This window comes from Bacillus sp. B1-WWTP-T-0.5-Post-4, from assembly GCF_009183795.1.
Lineage (GTDB): Bacteria > Bacillota > Bacilli > Bacillales > Bacillaceae_G > Bacillus_A > Bacillus_A cereus.
Genome location: NZ_WEIJ01000002.1, coordinates 900715 through 918797, shown reverse-complemented (window position 1 = coordinate 918797; position 18083 = coordinate 900715). Strand labels below are relative to the sequence as shown.

Sequence of the window (18083 nt, the reverse complement as noted above, 5' to 3'; positions counted from 1 at the left end):
GATATGAAAAAATATATTCTTTCATTAGACCAAGGAACAACAAGCTCACGCGCAATTCTTTTCAATAAAAAAGGTGAAATTGTTCATTCAGCTCAAAAAGAGTTTACACAACATTTTCCAAAGCCGGGCTGGGTAGAGCATAATGCACAAGAAATTTGGGGATCTATTTTAGCAGTTATCGCAACTTGCTTAAGCGAAGCGGATGTAAAACCAGAACAAATCGCTGGTATCGGTATTACGAACCAACGTGAAACAACGGTTGTATGGGATAAAACAACTAGTAAACCAATTTACAACGCAATCGTATGGCAATCTCGCCAAACAGCTGAAATTTGTGATGAGTTAAAAGAAAAAGGTTATAGCGAAATGGTTCGCGAAAAAACAGGTCTTTTAATTGATGCATACTTCTCTGGTACGAAAGTAAAATGGATTTTAGATAACGTTGAAGGTGCAAGAGAGAAAGCAGAAAACGGCGATCTATTATTCGGAACAATTGATTCGTGGCTTGTATGGAAACTATCTGGTGGTAAAGCACACGTAACAGATTACTCAAACGCATCACGTACGTTAATGTTTAACATTCACGACTTACAGTGGGATGATGAGCTTCTAGAAATGTTAACAGTACCAAAGAGCATGCTTCCAGAAGTGCGTCCATCATCTGAAATTTACGGAGAAACAATTGATTATCACTTCTTCGGCCAAAATGTACCGATTGCAGGTGTAGCTGGTGACCAACAAGCAGCATTATTTGGACAAGCTTGTTTCGGTGAAGGTATGGCGAAAAATACTTACGGAACTGGTTGTTTCATGTTAATGAACACTGGTGAAAAAGCAGTAGCTTCTGAGCACGGCCTATTAACAACAATTGCATGGGGAATAGATGGTAAAGTAAACTACGCATTAGAAGGAAGTATTTTCGTAGCAGGTTCTGCAATTCAATGGTTACGTGACGGAATGCGCATGTTTAAAGATGCAAGTGAGAGTGAAGTGTACGCAAATCGCGTTGAATCAACTGACGGTGTATACGTTGTACCAGCATTCGTTGGACTAGGAACACCTTATTGGGATAGTGAAGTACGCGGCGCTATGTTTGGTGTAACACGCGGTACGACGAAAGAGCACTTCATTCGTGCAACGCTAGAATCTTTAGCTTACCAAACGAAAGATGTATTATGCGCAATGGAAGCAGATTCAGGCATTGAACTGAAAACATTACGCGTTGATGGCGGAGCAGTTAAAAATAACTTCTTAATGAAGTTCCAAAGTGATATTTTAGATGTTCCTGTAGAGCGTCCGGTGATCAATGAAACAACAGCTTTAGGTGCAGCATACTTAGCTGGTCTTGCGGTTGGATATTGGAAAAACCAAGATGAAATTAAAGAACAGTGGCATATGGACAAACGCTTTGAGCCAACGATGGAAGCGAAAACAAGCGAAGAGCTATATGCTGGATGGAAAAAAGCAATTGAAGCAACAAAAGCTTTCAAATAATCATAAACAGTGTTATAATGGTGACAAGTTAATAATTCGGTAGGAGATTTGGAGAGACCACAACGCGCTATAGAGGCGAAATCTATAGCGGAGTTTGTGGTCTCTTTTTTCGTTATCAAAGGGAGGAATTACCATGAAATTTTCAAGTAAACAACGTAAAGACGTATTAAACGGAGTAAATAAACAAGAGTTAGATGTGATCGTAATTGGTGGAGGTATTACTGGTTCTGGTATTGCATTAGATGGAGCAACACGCGGGTTATCAACAATTGTGTTTGAAATGCAGGACTTTGCAGCAGGTACATCAAGTCGTTCAACGAAGCTTGTACACGGTGGTCTACGTTATTTAAAACAACTTGAAGTGAAAATGGTAGCAGAGGTGGGTAAAGAGCGTGCGATCGTATATGAGAACGGTCCCCATGTAACAACACCAGAGTGGATGTTACTTCCGTTCCATACAGGCGGTACGTTCGGATCATTTAGTACATCAATTGGTCTTCGTGTATACGACTTCTTAGCAGGTGTAAAACGAAGCGAGCGCAGAAAGATGTTTAACCGTGAAGAAACGCTAAACAAAGAGCCTCTTGTAAAAAAAGAAGGATTAAAAGGCGGCGGTTACTACGTAGAATATCGTACAGACGATGCGCGTCTTACAATTGAAGTAATGAAAGAAGCAATTGAGCACGGCGCAAAAGCTGTTAACTACGCAAAAGTAGACAGTTTCTTATATAAAGATGGAAAAGTATGCGGTGTACGTGTAATCGATTTACTAGACGGTGAAGTATACGAAGTTTACGGTAAGAAAATTGTAAACGCAGCTGGTCCTTGGGTAGATACACTTCGTGAAAAAGATAACTCGAAAAAAGGAAAAGTACTTCAGTTATCAAAAGGTGTTCACTTAGTAATTGATCAAAAACGTTTCCCGTTAGGTCAAGCGATTTACTTCGATACACCAGATAAACGTATGGTGTTCGCGATTCCTCGCGGCGGAAAAACATACGTAGGTACAACAGATACGTTCTATGATAAAGACGCAGCTGTACCACAAATGACAACAGAAGATCGCACATACATCATTAATGCGATTAACTATATGTTCCCAAGCGTAAAAATTACGGAAAAAGACATCGAATCAAGCTGGGCTGGTGTTCGTCCGTTAATTTATGAAGAAGGTAAGAGTGCATCTGAAATTTCTCGTAAAGATGAAATTTGGACTTCTGAATCTGGTTTAATTACAATCGCAGGTGGTAAATTAACTGGATACCGCAAAATGGCTGAAATGGTAGTAGACTACGTAACGAACTTACTACAAAAAGAAGGCCATAGTGCATATCCGAAGAGTACAACGAAACATATGCCAATCTCTGGTGGACATGTAGATGGTTCACACGGATTCCCAGCATTCGTTGCGAAAAAAGCTGGCGAAGGTACGAAATATGGTTTAACGACAGCACAAGCAGAAGAATTCGCAAAATTCTACGGCTCTAACGTTGATGTACTATTCGACTTAGCGAAAAAACATAAAGACGAAGCGAAAGAATATAACATGCCGCTAGACGTTCTAATCCCGCTTGTATACGCAATGGATTACGAAATGACAGCAAAACCAGTCGACTTCTTCGTACGCCGCAGAGGCGCTGTATTCTTCAACATCCACTGGGTATACGAGTGGAAAGAAGCAGTAATCAACTACATGGCTGCGAAACTAGGCTGGAGCAAAGAAGAACAAATGAAATACACAGCTGAACTAGAAAAAGCACTAACAGACGCTGTAATTCCTGTCGATCAACAAGAACAGGCGGCTGCTTTAGCGTAAAATAGAAAACCACCTGAAGGGGAGCCTTTAGGTGGTTTTTTTTATGGAATATTCTTCTAACTATATTGCATAACGATATATGTTGTTATACGATGTATATAAGGTGGTGGTATTGTTGGACAAAGAAATCTTAAAGGGAAGTATAGATATTTTATTACTTTCTATCATTGCAAAACGTGATACATACGGCTACGAAATAGCTCAAAGTTTAAAGGATGCAAGTGAAGATTTGTATAGTATGGGGCAGGGAACTTTGTACCCTGCTTTAAAGAGATTAGAGAAAAAGGAGTTTCTTGAATCTTATTGGAATGAATCTGAGAATGGGATGAAAAGGAAATTCTATACTATTACAGATAAAGGGAAAAAAGAATTGCAGAAGAAAGTGAACTCTTGGGAGAGTGTAACAGCATTAATTCAAGCTTGTCAGAAAGGAGTTATTTATGAGTGAATTTGACGAGTATATTAAGTCTATTTTAGCCTATTCAGAACTTAGTGATATTGAACAGGATGAGTTATTTCTAGAAATGTATGATCACTTGAACAGTTTGAAAGAAGAATATATGGAACAAGGTATGAATGAAAAAGAAGCGATTTATAAAGCGATTCAAAGTTTTGGAGAATCAAAAGTTATTGGCGTAGAGATTAATAAATCGGTATACGAAGTTCCTAGGCCATTAAAGGTATTATCAAAAATTTTATGTATTCCTTATATAATCATTTGTTTTATTGTCTTTTTAGGAACATTTATTTCAACTTCTACATTTGACTCTGTTCGCAGTTTGACAGGTGGGACTGTCTATCATCCCATTGAATTTTGGCAGCAATTTTTACATATATCTGATTTAGAAACGTTATTACAACTTTTTGGAATAACACTTTGGCAAGTTAAAGATTTTATTGCACATCCAGGTCCTTGGGGAAACTCAACTTATTGGTTAAGCGTTTTACAACATATAATATTAGTAGTTCCATTCGGATTTTTCGTTCCAGTGCTGATTAATAAAGTGACTAACTATAAGAAAGCTCGTAAGTGGTATGTTATGACCTTTCTTGTTTGGGAGATATTACATTTACTAACTTTGTCTGATGTTTTTGATGTGTGGCGGATTGCTATAAATATGCTCGGTGCGTCGGTAGGATATCTTTTATTTATAAGCATGATACAAATAGATAATAAATTTAGGATAATGCGCAAGAACATATTTGAAAATTAACTTGCTATTCTGTAGTTTAAATTATACAAATTTAGTTTGATGGTAATAGAGTATTGCTGAAAACATAGGTGCTATGTAGTGAGGGGATTTTTTATATTCGTAATAGGTGTTGTTCCTTGTTTATTCATCCTGTTATGAAGCGGGTACATAATCCGTCTTTATTGGTGCTATAAATGATGAGAGCGGCACAGCTGAACTAGAAAAAGTCTAGAACAACAAGAACAGGCAGCTGCGTTAGCGTAAGATAGAGAACCACCTGAAGGGGGAGCCTTTAGGTGGTTTTTTCTCTTGACTAAAAATAAATAAAATGTGTTACAATGATGATAGAGTATTTAGTGTGAATTTTGCATAAAATAAAAAAGACAGAAGCCTGAGAAACTTCTGCCTTGTGTAACCTAACTTGCTATTGTGGTGGTAGTAGGTGCGGTTATAAGACAATTACATTAACGTTTTAGCCGAGAACCGCCCTTACCTTTTCCACGAAGCAGGGTGGTTCTCGCTTTTTTGTATACAGAAATTAGCCACGGACCGACGTATCTTCTACCGATGACAACGCCAGCTCCGGTTAGGATACCATACACTAATTTAATTACAAACATCGCGATCATATTATCACCTCCCCCCTTTTTCAAAATGGAAGAGATGATTGCCACACCTACTAGTTATAGCTTATTAAGTTACATTTTAATTGTATTATGTTTTAAAATAGGGAACAAGATATATGGATGAAAATTCCTGTTTTTAAGCAGAGCATTAGTGTCAGGGGACAAGAAGTAAATAAATATTCATAAAAAAACGGTATGGACATTACCATCCGTATTTTTTTATGTATTTATAAAACTTTTCCATACAGTGCGTCGTCTAATATATGGGAAGGAGGAAATGATGTGGATGAATTAACGATAGAAGCGTTTGAAATAGAAGATAAGGAGGACCTTATCGACGAAATAATGAACAAGTATGGACAAGAAGTCCTACAGCTTGTGTATTCATATGTGAATAATAAAGAGGTTGCGGAGGATGTAACGCAAGATATATTTGTGAAATGTTATAAATCTCTTCATACATACAAAGGGAAATCGAATGTGAAAACGTGGTTATGGAGAATTGCGATTAATCAATGTAAGGACTATATAAAAAGTTGGTATAACAAAAAGGTAATCGTTACAGAGGATGAATTTGCGTATATTGGGATTCAAAATGATAGTGTCGAACAAACTGTCATTCAAAATGCTGAGGATAGTAGGTTAGCTTCTGCAGTAATGAATTTACCGATAAAATATCGAGAAGTCATTTATCTATTTTATTATGAGGAATTATCAATTAAAGAGATTGCTACAGTAATAGATGTGAAAGAAAACACGATAAAGACAAGACTAAAAAAAGCGAAGGAACTTTTGAAGGAAGGATTGGAGGAATAATCAAATGGAAGATCGATTAAAAGGCTTGCGAAAATCAATGGAGAACACAACGTTTAAACATTTGAGTTTTTCTGATCAGCACCAGAAGCAGGTGCGCGAAAAAATTAAGCAATCGTCCGAAAAGGAAGAAGATATCCTTTTAGCAGTGTTACAACTTCTTATGAATGAAAAAACAGGTTATGAATTGATGCAGTTACTAAGAGGAAGAGGGATTCAAAAATTCGAAGGTGATGAAGGGTCTCTATACACTTTATTACATCGTCTAGAACAGAATCGCTTTATCCAATCTAATTGGGATCACGCAGGAGCTAAATATTATCAATTAAATGATAAAGGAAACAAGATGCTGCGAAAGGCAGAAAAAAATGCTACGAAGGCACGATTTATATTAAAAGGCTTAGTACAGGAGTGAGAAAAAATTGAACAAAAAAGGGGAGCGTTTTTTAAAAGAAGTTACGAACCATATTAAATCAAAAGAAGCGAAGGACTTGGTAGCAACGGAACTAAATTTTCACTTAAAACAGACGAAGAATATGTGGATGGATAAAGGGTTAAGTGAGGAAGTTGCTGAAGATAAGGCTGTTGAACAAATGGGAAGTCCGATTAAACTTGGCCGGGAACTTAACAAACTTCATAAGCCAAAGGTGGATTGGTTCTTACTTATTTTATTAGTAGCTGCTATGGGGTTAGGGTTTTTACCAATAATCGCTCTTGGGCATACGAACGATTTACTAATGAACAAAGTAATTTTTGTAATTCTCGGCATTGCAACAGCTGTTGGGATGATGCTGCTTGATTACCGGAAGCTAGAAAGACTCGGGTGGCTGTTTTATACAATTGGAATACTTATCTTGTTAGCTATAAAATGTTTTCCGACTGGTTACGTGATTGGGGAAGCGATAATAAAAATTGGCCCCATCAAAATTGACTGTTTAATGACGATACCATTCTTCTTTTTAGCTTGGGCTTCGTTTTTCAATAATAGTAGGTTAAAGTTTATACATCTTCTCATGTTGTACGTATTTTCTTTATATTTATTTTCAACTATATCAATTCTTTTACCCATTTTCATCTACATTACGATGGTATTTGTTATGCTTTGGTGGAGTAAGTTAGGAAAGAAAACGGCATGGCTCATTACGATTTTACCTATTGTACCATTGATTATTAGGGATCTACTTTCCTGGTCTGCTGTAAAAGAATACCGTATGGCCAGAGTTTTAGGAATGTTAAACCCAGAGCATGATCTATGGTATTTACGTTTAAAAGAGGCGATGTCTTCAGCAGGTTGGTTTGGTACATATGAAAATATAAAGTCTATCCGTGCTGCCCATACTGATTTTGTATTTGCAAGTTTGACTTACTATTATGGATATGTACTTGCGCTAGTTCTTGTCGTGATTCTTTCTCTTTTTGCAGTAAGAATAATGAACATAGCTTATAAAATAAATGATGGTTATGGTAAATTGCTTCTCGTTGGCGGAGTGACTCTTTTTGTAATCCATTTTATTTGTAACGTTGGCATGACCCTCGGGATATTACCACGTGTTTCTATATCATTACCTTTTATTAGCTACGGATTGATACCAACTCTGTTTCATGCATTTATAATGGGGATTGTGCTGAGTGTATATCGCCGTAAAGATGTGTCGTTTAGAATGAAGAAAACACCTTGATAATGATCAAGGTGTTTTTTGTAATATACAAAAAGAATTCACTATTATAACCAACTACGGCATACTAAAAGAACAACAAAAGTTATAGGGAGGACAAATAAATTGAGTAACCATACGCGTTTACGTACACAAATTTTAATAACGAACACTTTCATAGAACTATTAAAAGAAAAACCATTCTCATCCATTACGATTAATCATATTTGCGAAAAAGCAATGATTCATAGAAGTACGTTTTACCGTTATTACGTTGATAAGTATGAGCTCTTTAGTGCCACGATAAATACTATTGCCATAGAGCTATTTGAACAAACGAAGCAAGGTTTGAATTTGGAACGTACATTTTTTGAAGAAGTAATTGACTACATAGATGTGAATCGTGCGTTGTTTTTTAATGTTACGAGTAAAAATAATAGCCGTGAATTATATGATAAGTTGATTCAACTTGGCGGGGAGTCCTTATATGAAAATGCAACGCAATATAACGACCCTCTTTCAAGACAAATCCAAAATTCAGATTATCCAAATGTGTTATGTGATTTTTATTGTAGTGGATTTTTTGAGATCGTAAAAAAATGGGTAAATAATGAATATCCGTATTCAAAAGAAGAACTCATCCATATCGTTAACAATTTTCTCATAAATGAACCAAAATAAGACATATGTCTCATTTTGAGACGTATATTCATTTTTATTCATCGTTTTCCTCTAAAGCCTATGATAAATTATTGAGCATAGCAAAGGAGGAAAGAAAAATATGAATAAGGTTTTTGATACAATTGGACGGTTTATCATCAAGTACGCAAAGATGAATATTGCACTTATATTATGTTTAACGATATTTTTCGTATTTGGTATAACGAAAATTGAGATGAAGATGGGGAATGATGTATTTCTAAGTAATACATCTGATGTTTATAAGGATACAGAAACGTACCAAAAACATTTTGGCGGGGATGGTATATACGTATTGCTTAGTGGAGAGAGTGATACATTGCTTTCACAAGAAACAAATAAAGCAATTGTAGAATTCACTAAAAAACAGAAGGTATTAAAGATATTACCGGATCAACACATTATGTTGGCTTATTAAATGAAATGTTATCCGCTCCTGCTCCTTCATTTTCAACATTTGATACAGGAGTAGCAAATGAGAAATTAGAAACAGCTTTGAAAAACTCTATTTCAAGCGAAAAAATGAATGAAATTAATAATAACGTCAAAAGCAGTTTAACGAATGAGCAACGTGAAAAAATGGGAGTGTTTATTCAGCAACAACTTGCAGCTGAACAAATGCAAGAAATACAAAAACAATTAGTCGCGCTCGGACATACTCCTACAGTTGATGAGCAAGAGAAAATAACGCAATCTGTTTTAATGGAAAAGCAAAATGATGAAGTTGCAAAGTATACGCAAAGCATTTTAACAGAGCAACAAAAAGATCATATGCAACGAGCTATTTTGAAAGCTCTACCGAATGTTCAAAATATGAATAATGATTTACTTCATGAAATCGTCTTTTCTAATAAAGGGAAAGTACCAGACCAATTGAAACAACTCATTCCTGGGAATGGAAAACACGTTGTGATTCAGCTTCACACATCAAATAATACAGAGATGACGACGTATGTACGTATGAATAAAGAGCTAAATGAACTTATTAAAGATACGAATTTCAGTCAAGGTGTAACAGTAAAGGTAGCTGGAATGCCTGCAATTTTAGGGGATATTCAAGAAGAGGTCATAACGACATTAGGAATCATGCTCGGTTTAGCGGTTCTATTAATGATTGTTGTACTATTCTTCGTATTCCCTGTAAGACGTCGTATTATTTCATTAGCCTTTGTGTTAATTGGATTAATATGGACATTTGGTTTCATGGGATGGGCCGGAATCCCGATTACGCTCGCAACAATGGCGACACTACCAATCATTATAGGGCTCGGCACTGACTTCGGTGTTCAATTCCATAATAGATATGAAGAGGAATATAAAACGAGTGGATGTAATGCGAAGCTTGCAACATTACATGCCGTTCGTCATATTGGACCTGGCGTGGGAATTGCAGTTGTGATTATGAGTTTAAGCTTCCTGACAATGTATTTATCGAAAGCGCCGATGATGCAACAATTTGGATTAACTTTAGCGATAGGTGTTATATTCTGTTACGTTGTTGAACTATTATTGATGTTCTCAACATTCTACTTATTAGATCGCAAAAAAGAAGTACCTACATTAAAAGGTGATGTAGATAAAAACACAATGTTATCACGTTTCTTAAATCAATACGCGAATCTAGCTATGAAACTCGCAATTCCTATTTTAATCGTTTCAGTTATTTTATCTGGTCTTGGATTTATAGCAGAAAAGTCTATACCAACTGAAACAGACCTAACAAAAATGATTCCGCAAAATATGGAGACATTAAAAAATACGAAACAATTACAAAAGATAGTTGGCTCTACAACATATATTACGTATTTAGTAGAAGCAGAGGACGTCACGGAACCGAAAGTAATGTCTTGGATGCATAATGAAAGTGAAAAGATTGAAAGCAAATATAAAGATGTGAGTGATGTCATATCACTGCCTAAAGCTATTTTGCAAATCAATGGGAAAAGTGCGTTGCCAGAATCTACTGCACAAGTAGCAAATGAGCTTGAAAACGTGCCAAATTCTCTGAAAGAAACCGTTATAAGTAAAAACAAAAAATACGCAACAGTTCAGTTCCAAGTGAATCCAGATCTGTCTTCGGCGGATCAATTGAAGTTGATGCATAACATATCAAAGGATATGAAGCCGATCGATGGTGTGAAAATGAAGCCAGCGGGCGCGCAAGTTATGATGCTGTATGGTATTGATAACATTGGTGCAAATAGTGAATTAATGATTGGCGCAGGGCTGCTCATTATTTTCTTATCTTTACTCCTTGTGTATCGCCGCGTAAAACATGCATTATATCCATTAATACCAATTGTTTTAGTATTAGGATTTTCGCCTGGTGCTTTAAAACTACTCGATATTTCATATAATCCGCTAACAACAGCGCTAAGCTGCCTTGTACTTGGAATTGGAACAGAGTTTACGATTCTCATTATGGAAAGATATCGTGAAGAAGAGGCGAAGGGACTGTCTCCCAAAGAAGCAATTCGCGTCTCTCTTTCAAAAGTGGGGCAAGCCATTACAGCTTCAGGATTAACAGTAATTGTTGGATTCTCAACGTTAATTTTTGTTAACTTCCCAGTCTTACGTGAATTTGGTATTACAACTGTTATTGATACAACACTTTCTTTATTCTGCGCTTTAACCATATTACCAGTCTTAATTGTGTTGTTTCAAAAACGTAAATAGATAGTTAGGAAAAATAACATTCTTATTGTAAAAAAACACCTTGATAATCATCAAGGTGTTTTAGTTATTAGTTCAAAACTATCCGAATCAGCCCCAAGTATAAAAGGACTAACTTCGCCAACGCTATAAAGTTGTAATTCGTGCATTGCGCGCGTACAAGCAGTGTAGAACAATCTACGAACGCTCTCATCGCTGTACACATCTTTAGAAGCATCGTAAATAATAACAGCATCAAATTCAATACCCTTCGCTAAGTAGGCAGGGATCACGACGACGCCTTGCTCATACTCGGCTGAGTTACTCTTCACGAGTTTAATATTCTCGATATGATTAAGTGCTTCGTAAGCAGCGGCGCTTTCAGCCGCAGATTTACATATAATTGCGATCGTATTGTGCTGTTGTTTTTGTAATTCAGCAACTTTGGCAGTAATACGGTCGTGCAGTTCGCTGTGATTTGCTATTCTCGTCACTGTAGGTTTCGCGCCGTCACGTTCAAAGGCGTGAATGTTCTTGCCTTCCGGTACGAGAGCACGTGTGAATTCAATAATCGGTTTTGTTGAGCGATAGCTACGAGTTAAGTTGATACCGTTCGTTTCATCTGGTCCGTATAAGCTAGTAAGTGTATTGAAATTCACTGTTTCACTCGCATGGGCAAATATCGCTTGGTTAAAGTCCCCGAGTACCGTCATTCTTGCAGCAGGGAAGAGACGTTTTAAAAACTCGAACTGAAACGGAGAATAATCTTGCGCTTCATCTACGAGTACGTGTTTAATCGATCTGTTCGTTTGGAAGCCTTCAATTAATTCTTTTAAAAGTAAAAATGGAGTCGCATCCTCGTAATATAGCTTTCCTTCATCAAGCATATTTACTGTTAATGAGCAAATATCATCCCACTCTTTCGGTTTTTCTCCAGTAACCCATGATGCATCTGTGAATAGCTGTTTATATATTCCTGTGAAATTGATAAAGCGCAATGTTTGAACACCTTTACGAAGTGGCTTCAATTTTTTACGGACAATCATACGTCCAAGTACTTTCGCCTCTTTCTCAAAATCGTTAAAGGAGTTGTCGTCAAACTCGCCTTTTTTCTGTAAATATTTATAAGCCTTTTGATATTCATCTTTACTAAGTAGTTCGATTTCTTCTTCTACCCAAGGCTTTTTCAGTTCTGCTTTTTCAAGTGCATCTATTTGCTTATTTAGCCAATCCGTTAACTTCTCAATTCGGCTATGGAAGCGGAGAGAGGAGTCAGTATTATAAAATTGCTCTGTGATTTCTTTAGCTGAGGCAATCAGTTTCCCTCTAAATTTCATTCCTCTAAATAGCATGCCTGAAGATTCAAGAGACTGTCTGTAAGCTCTAATCATCTCGAAAAATTGAGTAGATGCTTTAAATCGGATGCTAGCATTTCTCGTTTTATAGGTAGGGCTATTTGATTCAGTTAGCATATATTCTAATTGCTCATAAGGGTCTTCAACGTCAAATGACTTACTCAGTCTATGATTTAAATATTCTTGGAATGTCACTTGCTGCATATTTTCTTCACCAAGTTCAGGTAGTACGTTAGAAACGTAGCTATTGAACATAGAGTTAGGGGAGAAGAGAATAATTTGATCCGCTTTTAGCCATTCGCGATATTTATATAGTAAGTAGGCGATTCGCTGAAGGGCAGCTGATGTTTTACCGCTACCAGCAGCTCCTTGCACGATAAGGAGTCGGCCTTCATCGTGACGGATAATTTCATTTTGCTCGCGCTGAATCGTAGCAACGATGCTTTGCATATGTTTGTTTGTACCTTTTCCGAGCGCTTGTTGCAAGATTTCATCACCAATTGTCAGGCTCGTATCGAACATAGAATCAATCTCGCCATTTTGAATAATGTATTGTAATTTTTTCTCCACATTACCGTGGATTACGCCGCCTGGTGTACTGTATTCAGCCGGTCCTGGTGGATAATCGTAGTATACACTCGAAATAGGTGCGCGCCAGTCATATATAAGAAAGTTTTCTCCGCTAGCATCCGTAAGTGTAGCAACACCGATATAAATTTGATCCGCAGCAGATTCTCCTTCTTCTTTGAAATCAATTCGTCCAAAATAAGGTGCTTTATGCATGCGTTTTAGTGCGGCAAGTCGATTAAAGGTGTGCTTATGAGTAATTTGTGTGACAGCTAGTGACTGAGCTTGTTGTCTTAAGTTGATAACTGTTTCAAGATAATCATCAAAAGTATCCGTGTTCACTTTCACATCATCCCAAAAGTGTTTACGAATATTGATTACTTCTGCCCGGCGTCTGCCAGTTTCGTTTTCCAGTTTATCAATTTGTTGCGTAATCGTTTCGATTACGGTATCCAATCTTTTTTGCTCTAAATCAAGTTTTTTGTTCATACGGTAGCACTCCTTTAAAAGTGAAAAATAGAGGTTGACTGAAGATGTGTTTTGGTGTACAATTAAGATACGGATAAATACGTTCCTTTCGTTTTAGAAAACGTGTTTCTGTACTAATTTAACATAGTTTTTGAATTTAATCAATGATAATAAGATAAACCTTGGTTCTGCGTGGCGTGGATCAAGGTTTTTTTGTGTTTTTCTTTAAGGAAGAATTGCAATTTTATTGAGGAGAATGTAAGTAAAGCAAAGAAGAAAATCAGGAATAGGGGGATACTGATGCAAAAATATTTTGAGGAAGCGCATCGTTTTTGTTCTCGTAATAGAAAGCACTTAGAAAAGGATGTTATATGTGGTTGTTTCTATTGTTTAGAAATTTTTCATCCAGAAAAAATTACAGAGTGGTGGGATGATGATAACACAGCAGTTTGTCCGCATTGCGGGATTGACTCTATTATAGGAGAAAATTCTGGATTTAAAATTACAGAAATGTTTTTAAGTGAAATGCATAAAAGATGGTTTTAGTTAAACGAATGAAAAAATAAACTTTCATTAACGAAGAGGATACATAAAAAAGCTCGGGCCGAAGCCCAAGCTTTTTTTTACTTCATTATTTCTTTTCTTCTTTTTTATCGTCAGCTTTTTTCTCTTCGAAAAGATCTTTTAAATCTTTATCGTCAACTTTTACGTCAGCTTTTTTGATTTCTTTCATCATAAGATCGTTCATGAATGCGCCATCTTGCACTTTCTTCGCAACAAGTTCTTTTTTGATGTCAGCTTTAGATTGTTCGAATGATTTTTCTGGCTCTTTAATGTCTGTAACTTTAATGATGTGGTAACCGAATTGTGATTTTACAGGCTCACTTACTTCATCTTTTTTCAGTTTATAAGCAGCATCTTCGAATTCTTTAACCATTTTACCAGGTCCGAAGAATCCTAAGTCTCCACCTTTTTCTTTTGAGCCAGTATCTTCAGAGTATTGTTTCGCTAACTCTTCGAAAGATTTACCTTGTCCAAGTTCTTCTTTTACCTTTTTCGCAGTAGCTTCATCTTTTACAAGAATGTGGCTTGCTTTAATTTCAGGCTTGTAGTTGTCTTTTAATTCTTTATCAGTGATTGTTTTTTCAATTGCTTTTTCTTGAGCTAATTGAGCACGTAACATATTTTTAAATGTTTCTTCTTTCAGACCTTGTTGTTTTAACAGTGTATCGAATTGATCACCAACTTGTTTTTTCGTTTCATCGAACTTTTTATCTACTTCTTTGTCGTCTACTTTGTAGTTTTTAATAAGTACTTTTTCCATAACCATGTTGTTTAGTACTTGTTTACCAGCTTGTGTCTTCATTTGATTGTAAAATTCTTCTTTTGTAATGTCACCAGCTTTAGATGTAACAATTTTGTCTGATGATGATGTTCCACATGCTGATAATGCGATTACACTTGTTGCGGCTAAGGCAAGCATAGCTTTCTTCATTCGATAAACACTCCTACTATTATGTATTTTTAATTTATCCTACACCAATGAATTTTGATTCATAAGAGCCCGATTAAGTCTCACTGATACTTTTGCTTTTTTATATTGGTAAAGCGCGCTTAACAGGGCTTACCGAGGCTGAGGATAAAGTTTTGATGAATGTTTTGTTCTATAGTATAAGCAATATGTACAAAATTTAATATATCATATTTCGAACCGTTTTCATATTGATAAAGAAAAATTAACCAGCACGTGTCAGATTTTGAAAGTGTGCCATATTGGGCGTATGCCGCATATATAGAATAGAGGAGGGGATGGGGATGAATTCTCAACTTATTTTATTACTTGTACTGTTTATTTTATTGGTTATTGTAGGTATAATTTGCTTATAGAGGAAAAAAGTGAGGAAGGGGCTTTCCTTCCTCACTTTCCATGAAATATAATTTCTATATAACTAGAAATTAATAAAATTGTTATACATACATTAATAACCCGAAAGACACCGGGCTGGCGGCTCGCAGCTATTTGTTTTCGTTCACACAGTGTATGTGTCATGAAATTCGTGTAAAATATAACAAGAAGTGCGAATGCGACAAAAACAACTGTTATAAGTGTCATGAGGCGAGACCTCCTTTTGGCTAAAATACATATACATATATTGTATCACACGATATTTTGTTCGTGTTACAAAATTCAGAAATAGAAGACTTTGTGTTAGAAAGTGAGGGAGAAAATGGACGTTGTTAGAAGATTAGAACAAGCTGAATACTATGTAGACCTACTATTTAAAATGATTGATGAAGAGAAGTGTCCATTTTATTCTTTGATCATAAAGAAAAAAGCTCGTAAAAAAGATATTGAACGTATACTAAATCTTTGTGAAAAACTGAACGAGCAATATGTAGTGGAGAAAGCAGAAGGGCTTCTTTTGTTCGATGCGCTGTTAGATCAATTTGAAAAAGCGCTTCCACATCAGCTCGAAGTACACGAAACTGCAGAAGCGCTAGCAAAACAAGGTTTATTTAAGCCGCTTATGAATGAATTCTTAAGCATGATTGCGAAAAAATAAATAGATTATTTCTTAACTAACTTTTGATCGGATTCTGTAAAGTTCTCTTCAATATCTTCTAATGATTTCTCAAAAATATCGATAAAGTCTTGTCCGTAAATATTACGAAGGATTGCAATCAGTTCGATATTTTCTGGGAACTTCCCATAAAAATTACGAAGTGCAAGAGCTCCATTAAACACTGAATTATTTTCAGGATCATACTCCTCCATTAAGCGAAGTAGTAATTCTTCCCCTTTGTCTGTAATTTCAATGTACGTATTTCGTTTATCATCTTCCTTTTTTGAGAATACAAGATAGCCGCGTTCTTCCAGCTTTTTAGAGAAGTTAAACGCCGTTGATACGTGCATAACTCCAAACTTAGCAATCTCAGAAATAGAAGCCCCTTTTAAATGATAAGCGATTGTTAAAATATGATGTTCATTAATATTTAAATCGTAAGGTTTAATCCACTGCTGCCAATCTTTCTCTACACATTTCCATAACGCTTTCGATAATTGAGCAATGCGTTGGCTGAAAATCATCGCTTCTTTTACCGAGTAATCTTTTTCTCCACTTTTCATTTACTCACCCACTTTAACATTCTTTTTTCATTACTATCTATTATGCCAGTAAAATAAAAATTAATAAAGTCTTTTTGTGAGAATTGTGAAAATTTTTCGGAAAAATGACATTCTATACAAATCATGCATAACTATGGAAGCGTTTTATGAGTCGTGAATACATACGTTGTCCTTACATGTTAAGTGATAACATATATTGTAAATGCATAAAAACACGGCATATCTATACGACATGCCGTGTCAAGGTCAATTTATATAAAAAATATTTGTTATATGCAAAAAACTAAGCAGGAATTTGTTTACGCTTTTTCTGGAACAGCTTCTTGTAGTTTCTCAATTGACTTTTGGATGTCCAAAATTTCTTTCTCAATATGTCGCTTGTTTTGAGAAATATCTTGCTTCCAGTTAGAAAGTGTATCGTGCATATCGTCTTTTAATTCTTGGAACACTTCTTTACCTTCTGAAGCAGTTTCAACGATTTGACGTTTTAATAATTTCGTATCAGCTGTAATATCAGCTAAAGTCTTTTTAATATCATTTCCTTTTTCTTTTAACTTGCCGCGCATGTCTTTACCAGAAGAAGGAGTTGAGAAAAGAACAGCTAGTCCAGCAACTGCTCCGCCGCAAATAACACCTGTAATAAAGGATTTAGCTTTTGACATAAAAGGAGACCTCCTTATTTTTTGTTCGTATTCATGATGGGAAAATATGCATATCTTTCTTATATGTGCTATGCACAAACAATCATCCCTGAGCATTTTAAGTAAAGAAACAAGCCATGCGGAATTTGATGACTTCAGGGAAGTGGCTTGTTATGTATTACGCCTTCTTATAGTGTCATTATTTCACACTATTTGCAATTGTACTTGCGATGTTTTGTAAATTTTCCATAGTGTATTCATTTTGGTGTGATTTCCAAACAGCACCGAAACCATCTTTTTCACCGTAGCGTGGAATTAAATGAAGGTGGAAGTGGAACACAGTTTGTCCAGCTTTTTCACCGTTATTGTTAAGTAGGTTAAAGCCAACTGGATTAAACTCTGCTTTAATCGCATTTGCGATTTTTGGAACGACAGAAAAAATGTGTGATGCGATTTCTGGCGTTAACGCAAAAATGTCTTGTTTGTGAACTTTCGGAATAACAAGAGTATGTCCTTTTGTTACTTGACTAATATCTAAAAATGCAAGCACATGTTCATCTTCGTATACTTTTGAGCAAGGGATTTGCCCGTCAATGATTTTACAAAAAATACAATTGTCTGCTGTATGATTCATTGATCTCATCCTTTCAAATATCCTTAGCCGTATTTTACCATAATTACATAAGAGAACAAACACGAAAAACAGGAAGCTGACTCAGCTTCCTGTTTTCTGAAGAGGGATTGAAAAAGCATTATCGTAATTTACGTTTCGCAGACACCTCATTTATTTAAGAAATGCACGGTAAATCGGCTAAAGTTTCTGCCGCAGACACCCCATTTTCAAGTGAAATGAATTGCAATCTTTTTTAAAATGAAATTGTTTATTTTTTAAAACAGTATATGCTCTTTCAGAGACACCCCGTTTCGAAAATGAAACAAATGATCTGGTTATGTGTAAATTTCATTGTCCAACTTGG

The 18083-nt window shown here is 35.9% G+C and carries 20 protein-coding genes; 13 read left to right on the top strand and 7 right to left on the bottom strand.

The features are described from left to right. The first annotated feature begins 3 nt into the window (after window positions 1–3). The 4 genes from glpK to GBN91_RS10355 all read left to right on the top strand — a co-directional run bounded on the left by glpK (window position 4) and on the right by GBN91_RS10355 (window position 4524). Window positions 4–1494, top strand: a complete 1491-nt coding sequence (glpK, locus tag GBN91_RS10370; RefSeq protein WP_000760009.1) for a glycerol kinase GlpK — start codon at window positions 4–6, stop codon at window positions 1492–1494. Window positions 1495–1627: 133 nt separating this feature from the next. Continuing rightward, window positions 1628–3310 carry an aerobic glycerol-3-phosphate dehydrogenase gene (gene glpD / locus GBN91_RS10365; RefSeq protein ID WP_016122054.1) on the top strand — a complete coding sequence of 561 codons (1683 nt, stop codon included), beginning with the start codon at window positions 1628–1630 and terminating at the stop codon, window positions 3308–3310. 115 nt (window positions 3311–3425) lie between these two features. Further along, window positions 3426–3758: a PadR family transcriptional regulator gene (locus GBN91_RS10360; protein WP_000356630.1), complete on the top strand. Its 333-nt coding sequence runs from the start codon at window positions 3426–3428 to the stop codon at window positions 3756–3758. Then, entirely contained in the window at window positions 3751–4524 is a 774-nt protein-coding gene (locus GBN91_RS10355; protein WP_025687727.1) for a VanZ family protein, read from the top strand. The genes GBN91_RS10360 and GBN91_RS10355 overlap by 8 nt, the downstream gene beginning before the upstream one ends. 443 nt (window positions 4525–4967) lie before the next feature. Here GBN91_RS10355 and GBN91_RS28815 read toward each other — a convergent pair whose 3' ends face one another. Continuing rightward, on the bottom strand, window positions 4968–5132 hold the full coding sequence (locus GBN91_RS28815) for a hypothetical protein (protein ID WP_000561154.1): 165 nt from the start codon (window positions 5130–5132) through the stop codon (window positions 4968–4970). A 279-nt stretch (window positions 5133–5411) separates the two neighbouring features. On the opposite strand from GBN91_RS28815, the gene GBN91_RS10350 reads away from it, so the two are divergent. The 6 genes from GBN91_RS10350 to GBN91_RS10330 all read left to right on the top strand — a co-directional run bounded on the left by GBN91_RS10350 (window position 5412) and on the right by GBN91_RS10330 (window position 10972). Beyond that, entirely contained in the window at window positions 5412–5945 is a 534-nt protein-coding gene (locus tag GBN91_RS10350; RefSeq protein ID WP_006924784.1) for a sigma-70 family RNA polymerase sigma factor, read from the top strand. A 4-nt stretch (window positions 5946–5949) separates the two neighbouring features. Further along, window positions 5950–6357, top strand: coding sequence for a PadR family transcriptional regulator (locus GBN91_RS10345; RefSeq protein WP_000390147.1), 408 nt, complete (start codon window positions 5950–5952; stop codon window positions 6355–6357). A gap of 7 nt (window positions 6358–6364) precedes the next feature. Continuing rightward, complete coding sequence (locus GBN91_RS10340; RefSeq protein WP_152121443.1) at window positions 6365–7621, top strand: FtsW/RodA/SpoVE family cell cycle protein; 1257 nt, start codon at window positions 6365–6367, stop codon at window positions 7619–7621. Between the two features lie 102 nt (window positions 7622–7723). Beyond that, entirely contained in the window at window positions 7724–8278 is a 555-nt protein-coding gene (locus GBN91_RS10335) for a TetR/AcrR family transcriptional regulator (RefSeq protein WP_152121442.1), read from the top strand. 100 nt (window positions 8279–8378) lie between these two features. After that, complete coding sequence (locus tag GBN91_RS29230) at window positions 8379–8714, top strand: hypothetical protein (protein WP_226800151.1); 336 nt, start codon at window positions 8379–8381, stop codon at window positions 8712–8714. 5 nt (window positions 8715–8719) lie between these two features. Continuing rightward, window positions 8720–10972, top strand: coding sequence for a hydrophobe/amphiphile efflux-3 (HAE3) family transporter (locus tag GBN91_RS10330; protein WP_226800149.1), 2253 nt, complete (start codon window positions 8720–8722; stop codon window positions 10970–10972). A gap of 50 nt (window positions 10973–11022) precedes the next feature. Here the strand turns inward: GBN91_RS10330 and helD are convergent, their stop codons facing one another. Then, window positions 11023–13359: an RNA polymerase recycling motor HelD gene (gene helD / locus GBN91_RS10325; RefSeq protein ID WP_152121441.1), complete on the bottom strand. Its 2337-nt coding sequence runs from the start codon at window positions 13357–13359 to the stop codon at window positions 11023–11025. A gap of 279 nt (window positions 13360–13638) precedes the next feature. Here helD and GBN91_RS10320 point away from each other — a divergent pair, with 279 nt between their 5' ends. Continuing rightward, window positions 13639–13884, top strand: coding sequence for a hypothetical protein (locus tag GBN91_RS10320; RefSeq protein ID WP_001174905.1), 246 nt, complete (start codon window positions 13639–13641; stop codon window positions 13882–13884). 85 nt (window positions 13885–13969) lie between these two features. Here GBN91_RS10320 and prsA read toward each other — a convergent pair whose 3' ends face one another. Continuing rightward, on the bottom strand, window positions 13970–14833 hold the full coding sequence (gene prsA, locus GBN91_RS10315; RefSeq protein WP_000710074.1) for a peptidylprolyl isomerase PrsA: 864 nt from the start codon (window positions 14831–14833) through the stop codon (window positions 13970–13972). Window positions 14834–15111: 278 nt separating this feature from the next. Here prsA and GBN91_RS29560 point away from each other — a divergent pair, with 278 nt between their 5' ends. Next, window positions 15112–15225 carry a hypothetical protein gene (locus GBN91_RS29560; RefSeq protein WP_002023459.1) on the top strand — a complete coding sequence of 38 codons (114 nt, stop codon included), beginning with the start codon at window positions 15112–15114 and terminating at the stop codon, window positions 15223–15225. A 31-nt stretch (window positions 15226–15256) separates the two neighbouring features. Here GBN91_RS29560 and GBN91_RS10305 read toward each other — a convergent pair whose 3' ends face one another. After that, window positions 15257–15451, bottom strand: coding sequence for a hypothetical protein (locus GBN91_RS10305; RefSeq protein ID WP_000172690.1), 195 nt, complete (start codon window positions 15449–15451; stop codon window positions 15257–15259). Window positions 15452–15566: 115 nt separating this feature from the next. Here GBN91_RS10305 and GBN91_RS10300 point away from each other — a divergent pair, with 115 nt between their 5' ends. After that, complete coding sequence (locus GBN91_RS10300) at window positions 15567–15902, top strand: DUF1878 family protein (RefSeq protein WP_000383655.1); 336 nt, start codon at window positions 15567–15569, stop codon at window positions 15900–15902. A 5-nt stretch (window positions 15903–15907) separates the two neighbouring features. Here the strand turns inward: GBN91_RS10300 and GBN91_RS10295 are convergent, their stop codons facing one another. From GBN91_RS10295 to GBN91_RS10285, 3 genes are all read right to left on the bottom strand, one after another. Next, window positions 15908–16465, bottom strand: coding sequence for an HTH-type transcriptional regulator Hpr (locus GBN91_RS10295; RefSeq protein WP_000834924.1), 558 nt, complete (start codon window positions 16463–16465; stop codon window positions 15908–15910). 299 nt (window positions 16466–16764) lie between these two features. Continuing rightward, complete coding sequence (locus GBN91_RS10290; protein ID WP_000030300.1) at window positions 16765–17127, bottom strand: YtxH domain-containing protein; 363 nt, start codon at window positions 17125–17127, stop codon at window positions 16765–16767. Between the two features lie 178 nt (window positions 17128–17305). Then, window positions 17306–17740, bottom strand: a complete 435-nt coding sequence (locus tag GBN91_RS10285) for an HIT family protein (protein WP_001016835.1) — start codon at window positions 17738–17740, stop codon at window positions 17306–17308. Between the last annotated feature and the right edge of the window lie 343 nt (window positions 17741–18083).

Coding starts and splice junctions, on each gene's coding strand:
- glpK (WP_000760009.1), top strand. CDS start 4: ATGAAAAAATATATTCTTTCATTAGACCAAGGAACAACAAGCTCACGC.
- glpD (WP_016122054.1), top strand. CDS start 1,628: ATGAAATTTTCAAGTAAACAACGTAAAGACGTATTAAACGGAGTAAAT.
- GBN91_RS10355 (WP_025687727.1), top strand. CDS start 3,751: ATGAGTGAATTTGACGAGTATATTAAGTCTATTTTAGCCTATTCAGAA.
- GBN91_RS28815 (WP_000561154.1), bottom strand. CDS start 5,132: ATGATCGCGATGTTTGTAATTAAATTAGTGTATGGTATCCTAACCGGA.
- GBN91_RS10345 (WP_000390147.1), top strand. CDS start 5,950: ATGGAAGATCGATTAAAAGGCTTGCGAAAATCAATGGAGAACACAACG.
- GBN91_RS29230 (WP_226800151.1), top strand. CDS start 8,379: ATGAATAAGGTTTTTGATACAATTGGACGGTTTATCATCAAGTACGCA.
- GBN91_RS10330 (WP_226800149.1), top strand. CDS start 8,720: ATGTTATCCGCTCCTGCTCCTTCATTTTCAACATTTGATACAGGAGTA.
- helD (WP_152121441.1), bottom strand. CDS start 13,359: ATGAACAAAAAACTTGATTTAGAGCAAAAAAGATTGGATACCGTAATC.
- GBN91_RS10320 (WP_001174905.1), top strand. CDS start 13,639: ATGCAAAAATATTTTGAGGAAGCGCATCGTTTTTGTTCTCGTAATAGA.
- prsA (WP_000710074.1), bottom strand. CDS start 14,833: ATGAAGAAAGCTATGCTTGCCTTAGCCGCAACAAGTGTAATCGCATTA.
- GBN91_RS10305 (WP_000172690.1), bottom strand. CDS start 15,451: ATGACACTTATAACAGTTGTTTTTGTCGCATTCGCACTTCTTGTTATA.
- GBN91_RS10300 (WP_000383655.1), top strand. CDS start 15,567: ATGGACGTTGTTAGAAGATTAGAACAAGCTGAATACTATGTAGACCTA.
- GBN91_RS10295 (WP_000834924.1), bottom strand. CDS start 16,465: ATGAAAAGTGGAGAAAAAGATTACTCGGTAAAAGAAGCGATGATTTTC.
- GBN91_RS10290 (WP_000030300.1), bottom strand. CDS start 17,127: ATGTCAAAAGCTAAATCCTTTATTACAGGTGTTATTTGCGGCGGAGCA.
- GBN91_RS10285 (WP_001016835.1), bottom strand. CDS start 17,740: ATGAATCATACAGCAGACAATTGTATTTTTTGTAAAATCATTGACGGG.